The organism is Pseudomonas sp. MWU12-2319 (genome assembly GCF_023242525.1).
Classification (GTDB): domain Bacteria; phylum Pseudomonadota; class Gammaproteobacteria; order Pseudomonadales; family Pseudomonadaceae; genus Aquipseudomonas; species Aquipseudomonas gingeri_D.
In genome coordinates, this window is the sequence record NZ_JALJES010000001.1 from 328591 (window position 1) to 341745 (window position 13155).

At 52.8% G+C, this 13155-nt stretch carries 9 protein-coding genes; 4 read left to right on the top strand and 5 right to left on the bottom strand.

Annotation, left to right across the window (positions count from 1 at the left end; translation table 11 throughout):
• Positions 1-35: 35 nt before the first annotated feature.
• From speC to M5C01_RS01275, 4 genes are read right to left on the bottom strand one after another with little or no spacing between them, the layout of a single operon-like run.
• Positions 36-1934: an ornithine decarboxylase gene (gene speC / locus M5C01_RS01260; protein ID WP_152737038.1), complete on the bottom strand. Its 1899-nt coding sequence runs from the start codon at positions 1932-1934 to the stop codon at positions 36-38.
• Entirely contained in the window at positions 1918-3138 is a 1221-nt protein-coding gene (locus M5C01_RS01265; protein WP_152737039.1) for an MFS transporter, read from the bottom strand. Before M5C01_RS01265 ends, speC begins: the two co-directional genes overlap by 17 nt.
• A 53-nt stretch (positions 3139-3191) precedes the next feature.
• The gene (speD, locus tag M5C01_RS01270; protein ID WP_152737040.1) at positions 3192-3563 is read right to left on the bottom strand and encodes an adenosylmethionine decarboxylase; all 372 of its coding nucleotides are present in this window, start codon (positions 3561-3563) and stop codon (positions 3192-3194) included.
• A 60-nt stretch (positions 3564-3623) separates the two neighbouring features.
• A complete protein-coding gene (locus M5C01_RS01275) occupies positions 3624-5045 on the bottom strand; it encodes a radical SAM protein (protein ID WP_152737041.1) in 1422 nt (473 codons plus the stop codon).
• 666 nt (positions 5046-5711) lie between these two features.
• Between M5C01_RS01275 and M5C01_RS01280 the strand changes: the two genes are divergently transcribed.
• From M5C01_RS01280 to M5C01_RS01290, 3 genes are read left to right on the top strand one after another with little or no spacing between them, the layout of a single operon-like run.
• Positions 5712-7733 carry a type VI secretion system tip protein VgrG gene (locus M5C01_RS01280; protein ID WP_152737042.1) on the top strand — a complete coding sequence of 674 codons (2022 nt, stop codon included), beginning with the start codon at positions 5712-5714 and terminating at the stop codon, positions 7731-7733.
• Between the two features lie 44 nt (positions 7734-7777).
• On the top strand, positions 7778-10351 hold the full coding sequence (locus M5C01_RS01285; protein ID WP_248764273.1) for a pesticin C-terminus-like muramidase: 2574 nt from the start codon (positions 7778-7780) through the stop codon (positions 10349-10351).
• The gene (locus M5C01_RS01290; protein ID WP_152737043.1) at positions 10348-10752 is read left to right on the top strand and encodes a lysozyme inhibitor LprI family protein; all 405 of its coding nucleotides are present in this window, start codon (positions 10348-10350) and stop codon (positions 10750-10752) included. The genes M5C01_RS01285 and M5C01_RS01290 overlap by 4 nt, the downstream gene beginning before the upstream one ends.
• Positions 10753-10851: 99 nt before the next feature.
• On the opposite strand, the gene M5C01_RS01295 is transcribed toward M5C01_RS01290, so the two are convergent.
• A complete protein-coding gene (locus M5C01_RS01295) occupies positions 10852-11607 on the bottom strand; it encodes a spermidine synthase (RefSeq protein WP_103499669.1) in 756 nt (251 codons plus the stop codon).
• A 110-nt stretch (positions 11608-11717) separates the two neighbouring features.
• On the opposite strand from M5C01_RS01295, the gene M5C01_RS01300 reads away from it, so the two are divergent.
• Positions 11718-13064 (top strand): class II 3-deoxy-7-phosphoheptulonate synthase, encoded by a 1347-nt coding sequence (locus M5C01_RS01300; RefSeq protein ID WP_100940659.1) that lies wholly within the window; start codon positions 11718-11720, stop codon positions 13062-13064.
• Positions 13065-13155: the final 91 nt, after the last annotated feature.

Genomic DNA, 13155 nt, shown 5'->3' on the forward strand with positions numbered 1-13155 from the left:
AGTTTCACGAGCTGTCCTTTCATGGCAGCTGTACATCAGGACTTGACAACATACCCATACAAGCACTGCTTACCGTCGCTTTCAACCTGTCTATGCACACCTTGTATATCAGGTGAAAAATACGGAAAGGCATTCATAAACGTCTCAATCGCTATTACATAGTCCAGCACAGCGTCACCCCATTGCTCGCCGGGCGCAATACACATAATTCCTGGAGGATAAGGAACCACCCCCTCTGCGGCAACCCTGCCCTTCGCAGTGGCTAAAGGAATAAGCTCAACATGACCACGAACCAGTTGGAGATTCGCTTCATAGGGCGACAGGACAACACGTGGAAAATGGGCCTCACTAAACATATCACGCAGCAATTTCTTGAAATTAAAACGAGCATACAGAAGGTGCATTTCCTGACAAAGATCAGCGACTCTGTAGTCTTGATAGCGTGTCAGTTCCTCTTGACAAACCGAAGGAACAACATCAATGAGCAGTGAGTTGGACTTTATGTGAAATTCAAACTCGCGCAACCTGGAGACCAGCGTGCAAATTTTGGCATCCCCCACTGCGGGCGTAAGCAAAAAAACGATAGAATTGAGATCACTTTTCTCTGGAACAACACCTTTATCTCGCAGGTAGTGCGCAAGTATCGTGGCAGGTACGCCAAAGTCTTCATATTCCCCGCTGCTCAAGTTGATGCCTGGAGTCGTCAGCAGCAGTTTACAGGGATCAATGGAGTATTGCCCCCTTCCATACCCGACAAAGTGATGCCATTGCTCACTGGGAGAAAATTCAAAAAAACGCGCATCGTTCAAAATCGTATCGGTGCCGTAATCTTGCCAAGGTATACCTTCAATACAAGGTGGTACAAATGGGGTTATCATTTCGCAAGCAGAAAAAATGGCTTTACGCGCCTCAATCCCGAGGCGAACACACTCCATCCATAACCGTTGACCACTTCCTTGCGAATGGATCTTCGCATTGACATCAAGAGATGCGAACAGCGGATAAAAAGGACTCGTTGACGCATGCAACATAAAAGCGTTGTTAAAACGATCATGGTGACAGTATCGAACCTGTGCCTGAATATGATCATCTTTTTTGTGGATTTGAGAGGCCTGGGAAAAACCGGCCAATTGCTTATGAACTGATTGCGTCACGATAATGCCGGGACTTTCCTCGTCCAGGCTCAACAAAAGAGGGGAACAGTCACGTATGACGGATATGAACTGCTCATACCCCAGCCATGCTGAATCAAACAGTATATAGTCACACAAATGGCCTATTTTATTAACCACCTCTCGTGCATCATAAACAGTACCATCCCATGTACCAGACTGAAGAATAGCCAATCGAAACGGGCGACGCCACTCCGCTCGTTCAGGAGCAACCGCTTTAAGTCTATTTCGCAGATAACGCTCATCAAAACAATGTTCGGGTATGCCGCCTATAAGCCCGAACGCATTTCGAGCGGCCTCTAGGTAGACCGGTGTCGCCCCTGCTTGAATCAATGCCCCGTGATAGCAAGACTTGTGATTATTGCGATCGAATAAAACACAGTCTCCCGGGGTGAGCAGAGCGTTCGCGACGACTTTATTCGAGGCTGATGTTCCATTAAGAACAAAATAAGTTCTGTCTGCATTAAAGACACTCGCCGCATGTACTTCAGCGTCTCCGGGAGGCCCTCCATGGCTCAGCAACTCCCCAAGCACAGGATCGGCATGTGGCACATCGGATCGAAATAGGTTTTCTCCGAAAAACTCAATAAATTCTTGCCCTGCCGGATGTTTAGAAAAAAAATCGATTCCTTGATGACCTGGGCAAGCAAATGTAATATTCCCCCTTGAAACATATCGAGTCAGCGCGCTAAAAAAAGGCGGTAACAGAACCTCTGATATTCTGGGGCTTTCGATGGTTTCAAACTCATTTTTCTTTTTCATGCTCTATCCTTTTTATTTTAAAAATCACTGCTCTGGCGGCCAAAGTGATCAACAAGGAAATTATGGAAAATGATGCCCCTCCGACCAGCAATGAAAACACACCTGAAAAAAGCCCCGAGACGGCTTCGCAGGTATTGGCAATGGTCGAATAGATCCCATAGTTTTTACCTAACTCCCCCTTGACTGAAAGTGTCTGAATATTGGTAATGATCGATATATCGACTATCGCACCAGAAAAACCAAGAAAAAACACAACCACAAACACACTGGCAAGATGAAATTTTATAACAATTGAGACCATCAAAAATAGAAACCCATATACCATCCAGGCTTTCATCAATTGTATCGGCGTCGTGCACCGCACGAGCCACGTATAACACAAGCTCCCCAGTACGGTACCAAATGACATCAGCGAAAAAATATAGCCCACCAATGCCTCATCGCCATAGATGCTTATAATAGATGCTGGCAATACAAATCTTAGCAACGACGCGACAAACAAGACACATACTGATGTACCCGCCACGACCATGAAAAGGTTTTGATTTCGCGTGCATATATCAACAAGCGTATTTCGCGCCTCCAAAAAAACGACTGAACATGAAAAATGACTGCTGTGCTTGCCCGGACGACTCACCTGCAAACACAATAAAAAAATTATTGACAGCAGATAACTCACGGCATAAAAACAAATCACATTGCTTTTTTCGCTTGAAGCGATTATCAGGGAACAGATTAATGGCCCGAGTATCGAGGCTACGTCCTCGATCAATTGGAGAAGGCTATTTCCCGCCGGCAAATCTCTTTCTTCAAGAACATAGGGTAGATACGCACGGAAGCTAGGCTGAAACAAGCTTCTAGCGATGGTCATGGCCATTGAGCTTATGACCAGTATATATATGCTAAGCCCTCCACTTATATAAATAAAATACAGAATAGCTGCGATAACAAACCGCAAAAAATCACTGCCCAGCATATTGTATTTCTGAGGAAAAGCATCTGCCAACCAGCCCCCCACGGGACCAAACAAAAGATACGGTATAAACCTGAAAAAATAGATAATTCCAAGATAGAAAAACTCAAAAGAAAGCAACTCAATTGCGATAAGAGCGAATGCAACCTCATAGGCGAAGTCACCAGTCTTCGATATCAAACTCGAACAAGAAAGCGGAAATATTTTTTTATTAAAAATTACGCTATGCATCCCTACACCTCGGTTTTCATCACCGAACTTAATATTGACTGAGACCGACGGCTTTATTCAGAATATTTCTCATCACCTCGAAAAATGATAGACCTGCGAACAGACCCGGGACTCAACCGACTGACAAACGCCTCAAGAATCAAATCGGGCTTGCAGTTACCACAGGTGAAAATATCGAAAAAAAGACCACCACACTCAGGATAGGTATGGATAGACGCATGAGACTCCGACAACAAAACCAATGTGGTAACGCCACAGGGGGAAAACTGCTTGGAGAGATGACCGCAGACAGTGGCACCACCCGCCGATATTGAGTCAATCAACGATTTTTCCAGAAAAGGCAAATCGTTCAACCGGTCAAAATCCAGCCCTGTCAGTTCGCCAAATATGTGAGTCCCCAGAAATGTCGCATGAAGTGTACTCATGTTAAACATCCCCTCTCTAAATCATTTCACATTGGGAAAGGTTTAGCTTGATAGGACACGCTAAGCCGACCTGAAAAATATTTCACCCTCGGAAATATCGCGTATTGAGCCATCCAGCTGTTCGGCGATAAAACCATCCATGGCTTGCTGTTCAATAGCAGGCAACAGGTAATACATTACATTTACGTAATTATACCAACCGGTCTTGGTGAGCACATACTGCGTTTCAGTTTCAGTAACAAGCCCCGCCTGCTCAAGCGAAACGACCTTATCTTTGATTTCCGGCATCATTGACTGAAAGGAAAGCCTGTCTTTATCGACCGATCCAAAATATGGCAGCCTTAACGCCAGCGGCCGCAGTGCATCCAACTCACTACCGTGTTTGCACACCTGAAATGTATCCTTTATATTATTCGGCCTTGCAAGCTGAGATATGTACTTACTTCTCAGGTTGGTATTGATTAACTTGGCGCCCTGCAGACTGCTTATAGCGCCTGCACCAAATCCAATCAGGTCATGGTCTTGGTAACCATACACATGTTCGTGATACTCAAATCGGTAGCCGGTGTAGACCACATCCTGATTAATGTTCCCCTTGCCGACCTTACGATACCCATGCCCATTGTGAGGCATATAGCCCCTTGAGCGCATATAGCCGTCTACCAACATGTTCATCGTGAATTTTCTGGTCGCTGACGTAGGGGAATGATTCAGCACACTTAATGCCTTGTGCAGTGATGGCTGGGTCATAATATTGTCGATGGGATAGACATCAATATTACTGACTCCGGTATCACACGCCTGCGTCAAATCCGAAAGCAGTTCTTCTTCAGTATGCCCAGACATACCATATAGAATATCGAATGACACAGTAGAAAAATGCTCAGACAAAATATCAACACTACGTTTAATTTGGTCAAGCGTGGCGGTGAGTGTAAAGAGATCACGCCATTTTTTTGAGAACGTTTGCAGGCCGAATCTTGGGTGAGTCACTCCCATTCTTTGCATGGCTTTGGCTTTTTCTGGGGTGAGGCTTTTAACCTCTATTTCAAATGAAAACTCCTTGACCTTTGTCAAGTCAAAATTTCGATGCAGGACGTCACCGATCCGAGTGATTTGCTCAGCTGACATTATGGAGGGGGTACCACCGCCAAAGAAAACTGCATTGATGGGGACACTGGAAAGATGTAAGGACTCGCTCTTTATTTCTATCTCATTAATCAGTGCCTGAACATACAATTCAATGATGTTCACATCGCTAACGCGGCCACGAGTGAATGGACAGAATGAACAAATCGTGTCACAAAATGGGATATGCATATACAACGCCCTTTTTCTAGCGTTTCCATTTGCGACGGACAGGATTTTTTCAACATCTACATGATCTTCAACGACAACACCGGAAGCAGGAAAGAAAAAATTATAAATTGGGTACTGCATATTAAAAGGAAGCAAGTCTGCGGTGAGGATATTCATCATCATACCTTCCGACTCTTAATTTTATCATTGATATTGCGGCTAATTATTTTTAGCCGCAATATTTTTAGCCCACCTTACCAACAGGCTCTCGTGCCGAACTCCTTGACTCGGCTAGTCGCCTGTTGGTTTTTTTTGAAAAACCCTTTCGCACTTTTCGCGCTCATGTGTATATCTCCACTATTGGTTTTTATTTTGTCCGAGCGAGTGCTGGACAATTCCAATCTAGATAGACACCATCAATTTTGTCAATTCTTGAACACGGGACAGGGATAGTTTAACTCACCCTGAAAAAGCCGACACGTAAGACAGTTCACACAACATGTATAGTGCACCGTTGAAAGCAACAGCTCTAGACTGCGACTCTCTTGTAGGACTCGCCATCATTCAGAAACATTTTCCACGAAACAATTTGAAATGATTGAATGTCATTTTTCTCTCTCATGTATAAATTCCTATATACATAAAGATGGCATAGATGTGTTGAGCGCGAGCCTGTTTTTATCTGCTGCTGATCCAACTTCCTGCGAGGCTCATTCCCTTCCCCCTACACTGCCCTACAGCCCTCAAACATAGGGCGCTGTAGCCCCATTCTGATTTTGTTTTCCTGCGTTCAACACTACCACCGACGGGTCCACACTTCGTGCATTCCCCTTGCAGGAGGCACAACGGATGTTCACCTCGGCACCTCGCTTTACCTTCACTCTTCCGGACTTCGAACAGGGATTGGAAGTCCTGGCGTTCAAGGGTACGGAAGCTATCAGCCAACCCTACCGCTTCGAACTGGAGTTGGTCAGCCGGCAGCCGGACCTCAACCTCGACGAGCTGCTGCATCGGCAGGGTTTTCTCGCCTTCAACAACGACGGCGCGGGCATTCACGGCCAGATCTACGGCATCGGCCAGGGCGATACCGGCCAGCGCTGGACCCACTATCAGCTCACGCTGGTGCCGCAACTGGCCTATCTGGCCCATCGTTTCAACCAGCGAATTTTCCAGAACCGGAGCGTGCCGCAGATCATCGCCCAAGTGCTCAAGGACCATGGCATCCTCAGCAATGCCTTCAGCTTCAATCTCGCCAATCCCTTCCCCGCTCGCGAATACTGCGTGCAATACAACGAGTCCGACCTGGACTTCATCCAGCGGCTGTGTGAAGAGGACGGCCTGCACTATCACTTCCAGCACAGTGCGCAGGGCCATCACCTTGCCTTTGGCGACGACCAGACCTATTTCCGCCAACTGCTCGACAGCGTGCCATACCGACCTGACAGCGGGATGGTCGCGCAACGGCCCTGCATCCAGTCCTTCGACCTGCACCTGGAAACCCGCAGCACCCGGGCAACCTTGCGCGACTACGACTTCAAACAACCTGGTGCCCGGCTGGAAAACAGCGCCTGCGTGCTCCACTCCCTGCCGCAGCCGGACCTTGAAGATTACCGTTATCCCGGTCGCTACCACCGCGACGAACACGGCCGGCAGCTCAATCGTCGCCAGTTGGAAAGCCATCGAAGCGACAGCCGACGGGCGTCGGGCAAGAGCAATGAACCCCAACTGGCCAGTGGGCACTTCCTGCTCCTGGCCGAACATCCACAGCCAGACTGGAACACCCTCTGGCTACTGACCCAACTGACCCACGAAGGCAAGCAGCCGCAGGTGCTGGAGGAGTTGGCAGCGAACCAAAGCCGTGCCGACAGCGATTTCCGCCAAGGCTACCGTAATACCTTTCTCGCCACCCCCTGGGAGGTGTTCTTCCGTCCACCGCTGCAAGCGCGCAAATCCCGTCGGCTCAATACCCAGAGCGCCATCGTCACCGGCCCGCCCGGCGAAGAAATCCACTGCGACGAATATGGCCGGGTGAAGGTGAAGTTCCACTGGGACCGCTCGGACGAAACCGGTGCCCAAAGCAGTTGCTGGCTACGGGTAGCCTCCAGCTGGGCCGGGCCCGGTCATGGCGCCGTGACCTTGCCCCGCGTCGGCATGGAAGTACTGGTGACCTTTCTTGAAGGTGACCCCGACCAGCCGCTGATCACTGGCTGCCTGCCCAATCAGCGCCATCCGCCGACCTACCCGTTGCCGGCGCACAAGACCCGCAGCGTGTTCAAGAGCCGCAGCAGCCCTGGCGGTGGTGGCAGCAATGAGCTGCGTATCGAAGACCGCAAGGGCGAAGAGCAGATCTACCTGCATGCCCAGCGCGATTGGCAACAACACATCGAGCGCAATCTCTCGGTCACGGTCGGCCATGAACGACATGAGTGCGTGGAAGCCAACAGCTACTGCGAGCTCAAGGCCGAGGAACACCACACCGTTCACCAGGACCGCCGCGTCGAGGTAAAAGGCGATGACAGCCTGCTGGTCGCTGGCAGCCAACAGGTAAAGGCCGGGCTGGGTTACTTCATCGAGGCCGGGCAGGAGATCCACCTGCGGGCCGGGGACAAGGTGGTGATCGACGCGGGAGAGCAACTCACCCTCAAGGTCGGCGCGCACTTCATCAAGCTCGACGCCAACGGCATCACCTTGAACGGACCCGAGGCGAACGAGGACGCGGGTATAGGCTCGGGGCCGCGGATCAAGGGGCCGTTGCTGCCGGGAGCGGTGGAACAGGCGCTGCCGCCGTTGCGCCTTGAAACAGCCGTCGTCGACGGAGTGCCGGAACAACGCCAGAAAGAACTGGCGCTCGATACAGGTTTCTCCGACTGAGCCCCCTTTAACCCGGGCAGGAATTCGCCGACGAGTGTGCCGCGATGACAGAGATATTCAGGACTGAAAACTGGTCATTTCCCTTAAAGGACGGAAATCAGGCCCCTTATGATCCTCACCGTGACGTCAAGGCCTTGGCAAAGGCCGAAGGCGGTTACTACCCATTGGGACGGCGAGGGCTTTGGCACGGAGGCATTCATTTCGATGAAGCCACGGGCCTGATCTCGGATAAGCGCGAGATCTCTTGTTTGGCCGATGGCGAGGTGATCGCCTATCGCATTGATGAACGCTATCCGGCTTCGAGTTTCGAGGGGCGCTCGGCGGTGTTTTCCAGCGGTTTTGTGCTGGTCAGACATCGGTTGCAGCCACCACCGTTGACAGGAATCTCCTATGCACCTCCTGCGCCCACATTGACTGTTTACAGCCTGTACATGCACCTGCTGGATTGGGCGGGCTACCTGACCAGCTCGGGGTTGCGCCGTCCCACTTTCTGGGGCGGAGGCGTTTATCGGGTCAAGGACAGTGCGCAGGACAAGACACTCGGGTTGAGAATCCGGGCCGCCCCGAAAGATCATCCAGACCATGGAGTAATCCTCGCTGTCCTACCGCGGGGCACAACCGTCATGACCAAGGCTGCGCCTGCGGCGGATAAATGGCTGGAGGTTGTCAGCGTCAGCCCTGAAATCGAGGGGTTGGCGCCGTCCACTGGCTGGGTGTTCAAGCCAGAAATGACCGCATTGGGAACGGATCGGTATCTGATCGGTAATGCTGCCAAGGATGCGCCTGTCGAGCAAATGACCGGTTTGAACGTTCGAGCAACGGCCAATGCCAACGCCAACCCCCTGGGGCTACTGCCGATTGGCACCTCACTCAAGATCAGCAACGTGGGTGCAGTGGGCAAATTCCGCAAGCTGCTGAAGATCGTCAGCGGCAAGTGTGTACCACCTCTGGCGATCGATGAGAACGGACATCTACCGGGTTTTGTCTGGCTGGATGCACTGGAGGCCAACCGCGAACCCGAGGCGAAAGATCGCGTTGTCGTGCTGGATGAACCGATCAGGATCAAGGCGGGAGATCTGATCGGCCATGTCGGCAAATATCAGGAGCTCAGCGAGGACACCGCCAGAAACCTGCTGCACCTGGAAGTTTTCAGCTGCGAGGACGTGCCCGACTTTATCGCTCGAAGTCGTGAGTACGCCGCCTGTCTTCCCGCCGACCAGCGCACCTTGTTGAAACTCTACAAAGGCAGCAGCCGGGTGGTCCCCCACCGTGAGGACATCAATACCGATAACCCGCCGAGCATCAATGAGCCCGGAGCGGTGATCGGTGCGCCGGTGACTCTGCCGGTCGGGCTGCTGGAGTCGTTGCCGCCCGAATCGAAATTGAGCATTACCGAAACAGTTCCCGGAACCACCATCAGCTACACCCGTCGCTGGTGGCGCCTGGACGATCATTTGCCGAACGAGTCCGGCGAGACAGTCAGCGGCTGGGTGCTGGAGCAAGACCTGCTGACGACTCGTCATAGTCCGTGGGAATGGGAGGGTTATGAATGCATCACCGAGACCAGTCGAAATGCCGACAACCTTGCTCATCACCTTTCATCGCTGGCAGATCTGACCCTAGAGCAACGTCGTCATTACCAGGCGTTGGCGAGCAGCGCAGGCAAAGGGCCAATCAGGTCACGGCTGCACACACTCCTGAATATCGGCGAAAACGAGCACCTGGGACACGAAGAGATCCGTGCCGCACGGGACAAACCTTGGCACGCGCAGGCGATAGGCAGGCTGATTACCCACTATGAAAGCGAGTGGTTCTGGAACCCGCAAAAGTGGGATGAACTGGACGCGCTCTGGGACCACACGGGACGCGTGAGGCCAGAACAATGGCAGATTTCAAAAGCACGGATAAAGAAACTGTCATGGTGGGCAGAATTGGCAGGGCTGCACGGGATCAGTTTGGAGGGCAAGGCGTGGCACTTTCATATGATCACGATCATGATGAACTTCCATAACTACAAGATCATCACCCATCAAAAACCAGGACAAATCACATTCAACGCCGAAGGCAATGATATTCCGGGCTCTCCTTATTACAGCCGCCATATCCATTGGCCCGGAAATGACCTATCGGGAGTAACGATAGGCCGCGGTTACGATATGGGAACAAGAAGCCAGTCTGAAATTCATAATCATATGCTTGCGGCAGGCATCCCCCATGCCCAGGCATCCAGACTCGCCGAGGCGGCTGGCCTGAAGGGCAGCCAGGCAGCTCAATTCGTCAATAATTACCGAACATCGATAGGAGATATCACACATCAACAAGAGCAGGCCCTCTTTGACTTGATTTACCCGTTTTACATCGATAGAGCGATAGCCAACTACAATAAATGGACAGAGAACCTGGCCGGACGACAGCCGTGGGAATCGCTTCACCCCATCATCAGGGATATTCTTGTCGACTTCGTTTACCAAGGTTTTACCGCTGGCCCCAACCCGATGAATGCCGGGATGAAAAACAATTTTTCCGAACTGATAAGTTATATAGAAAATACACCCGCAATCAGCCAATACGAGCCGGGCCGGCAGCGAGCGAACTATTTGAGAAAGTACCAGCAATGAACATTACTAAAAAAGCCCTGATTTTTTTACTCCCTGCTACTTTGTGGTCGATCGCAAGTGACGCCTACGCACTTGATTGCGAAAACATCATCGCCAGCGCACAGATTGACGCTTGTGCAAAATCAAAAAAAGAAAGCACGGACAAAACACTTAACGAAATCTATAAAAAACTGATCATTCGAATCAAAGAGCAATACGCCCCTGACCCCGAAATGGGAGAGCGTTACCTTTCAAAACTCAAAAACTCCCAGCGCGCCTGGATAACGTTACGTGATGCGAACTGTGAGCTTGAATCCTTTTTAGCGGATCCGTCCTCTCCTGCCCATGAAACGCTCACCAACAACTGCATCACAAAAATGAGTCGGGAGCGATCAGCCTACCTGGACCAAACACAACCCTGACCCTGGCGGAAGCTGGCAAGAAGAAGCTTCCGCCATCGCCGATGGTGGCAATGAGCGGCCAACGCAAGCTTGCTCGCGATCCGCACACCCGCCCTTCACCTAGGTCGCCGGCCGAATCTCACCGATCAAGGTCTGCAACGAATAACCCAGGCGCGGCGCCAGTTCATCGGCCCGGCTCTGCAATCCGCGCAGGTCCAGCTCCTGGTCGAGGTCCGCCGGCACGATCAGGATGACATTGCCCTCCTTCACCGGCAGCTCCCAGTAGTGTCGGTGATACAGCCCGCGCAACAACGCAGCACCCAAGGGTTTGCCGTCATCGGTGGCCCATTGGTTGATCACCAGCCAGCCGCCAGGATTGAGTTTCTTCTGGCAGTTTTCCAGAAAGCTCCAGGCCAGATGGCCGACACCGGGACCGACATCGGTATACAGGTCGACAAAAATCAGGTCGGCCGACTCCGCGCTCTCCAGCAGTTCCAGCGCATCACCGACGCGGATATACAGGCGCGGATCGTCGTCCAGCCCCAGGTACTCGATGGCCAGGCGCGGCACGTCCGGGCGCAACTCGATGGCCTCGACATCCTCCAGCGGCAGGAACCGCAGGCACGCCTGGGTCAAGGTCCCGGCCCCAAGCCCCAGGAACAGCGCGCTTTCCGGCTCTTCGTGGCACAAGGCACCGATCAGCATCGCACGGGTGTAGTCGTATTCCAGCCAACTGGGATCGGCGGTGAACACGCAGCTCTGCTCAATGGCATCGCCAAATTCGAGAAAGCGGTAATCGTCCACTTCAAGGACTCGAATCATGCCGAAGGCATCGTGCACTTCGGCGAGCAGACGCTCCACGCGCTCCTCAGCCATTTCATATCCTTGCAAGCGGGAAAAGCGCAATTGTCAGCCAAGCCGACAGAGCAGGTCACGTACTAATTACTGCTAACATGGGCCTCCCACCGTCAAACCTCGAGTTCATGATGAGCCAACCCTGGAGCCCCGACAGCTGGCGCGCCCTGCCGATCCAGCAACAACCCCAGTATCCGGACGCCGCGCACCTGCTGCGAGTCGAGCAAAGCCTGGCCAGTTATCCACCACTGGTGTTCGCCGGGGAAGCCCGTGAACTGCGCCGTCAGTTCGCCGAAGTCACCCAGGGCCGCGCCTTCCTGCTCCAGGGCGGCGATTGCGCCGAGAGCTTCGCCGAGTTCTCGGCGGCGAAGATTCGCGATACCTTCAAGGTGCTGCTGCAAATGGCCATTGTCATGACCTTTGCCGCCGGCTGCCCGGTGGTCAAGGTCGGGCGCATGGCCGGCCAGTTCGCCAAACCCCGTTCGGCCAACGACGAAACCATCAACGGCGTGACCCTGCCGGCCTACCGTGGCGATATCGTCAACGGCATCGGCTTCGATGAAAAAAGCCGCGTGCCGGACCCGGACCGCCTGTTGCAGTCCTACCATCAGGCCACGGCGACCCTGAACCTGCTGCGGGCCTTCGCCCAGGGCGGCTTTGCCGACCTGCACCAGGTGCACAAGTGGAACCTGGACTTCATCGCCAACTCGGCCCTGGCCGAGAAGTACAGCCAACTGGCCGACCGTATCGATGAAACCCTGGCGTTCATGCGTGCCTGCGGCATGGACAGCTCGCCGCAATTGCGCGAAACCAGCTTTTTCACCGCCCACGAGGCACTGCTGCTGAATTACGAAGAAGCCTTCGTGCGCCGCGACAGCCTGACCAACGATTATTACGATTGCTCGGCCCATATGCTCTGGATCGGCGACCGTACCCGTCAGCTCGATGGTGCCCACGTCGAGTTCCTGCGCGGGGTGAACAACCCGATCGGGGTCAAGGTCGGCCCGAGCATGAACACCGACGACCTGATCCGCCTGATCGATATCCTCAACCCGGACAATGATCCCGGTCGCCTGAACCTGATCGTGCGCATGGGGGCGAACAAGGTCGGCGATCACTTGCCGCAACTGATCCGCGCCGTGGAAAGCGAAGGCAAGAAGGTGCTGTGGAGCTCCGACCCGATGCACGGCAACACCATCAAGGCCAGCAGCGGCTACAAAACCCGGGATTTCGCGCAGATCCTCAGCGAGGTGAAGCAGTTCTTCCAGGTGCACCAGGCCGAAGGCAGCTACGCGGGCGGGATTCATATCGAGATGACCGGGCAGAACGTCACCGAATGCATCGGTGGCGCGCGCCCTATTACCGAGGATGGGTTGTCGGATCGTTATCACACCCATTGCGATCCGCGGATGAACGCCGATCAGTCGCTGGAACTGGCGTTTTTGATTGCCGAGACGTTGAAGCAGGTGCGGCGTTGAGTCAGTAGGTTTTTTGTTGTCTGGAAGGGCCTCTTCGCGGCGGTGCGGCGATCCGACAAGCCCAGCTCCTACAGTCCATTTTGCGTACGAC

Bases quoted from the DNA above. Each gene is read 5' to 3' on its own strand.
- M5C01_RS01280 (WP_152737042.1), top strand. From the start codon at position 5,712: ATGTTCACCTCGGCACCTCGCTTTACCTTCACTCTTCCGGACTTCGAA.
- speC (WP_152737038.1), bottom strand. From the start codon at position 1,934: ATGAAAAAGAAAAATGAGTTTGAAACCATCGAAAGCCCCAGAATATCA.
- M5C01_RS01300 (WP_100940659.1), top strand. From the start codon at position 11,718: ATGAGCCAACCCTGGAGCCCCGACAGCTGGCGCGCCCTGCCGATCCAG.
- M5C01_RS01265 (WP_152737039.1), bottom strand. From the start codon at position 3,138: ATGCATAGCGTAATTTTTAATAAAAAAATATTTCCGCTTTCTTGTTCG.
- M5C01_RS01295 (WP_103499669.1), bottom strand. From the start codon at position 11,607: ATGGCTGAGGAGCGCGTGGAGCGTCTGCTCGCCGAAGTGCACGATGCC.
- M5C01_RS01275 (WP_152737041.1), bottom strand. From the start codon at position 5,045: ATGATGATGAATATCCTCACCGCAGACTTGCTTCCTTTTAATATGCAG.
- M5C01_RS01290 (WP_152737043.1), top strand. From the start codon at position 10,348: ATGAACATTACTAAAAAAGCCCTGATTTTTTTACTCCCTGCTACTTTG.
- speD (WP_152737040.1), bottom strand. From the start codon at position 3,563: ATGAGTACACTTCATGCGACATTTCTGGGGACTCACATATTTGGCGAA.
- M5C01_RS01285 (WP_248764273.1), top strand. From the start codon at position 7,778: ATGACAGAGATATTCAGGACTGAAAACTGGTCATTTCCCTTAAAGGAC.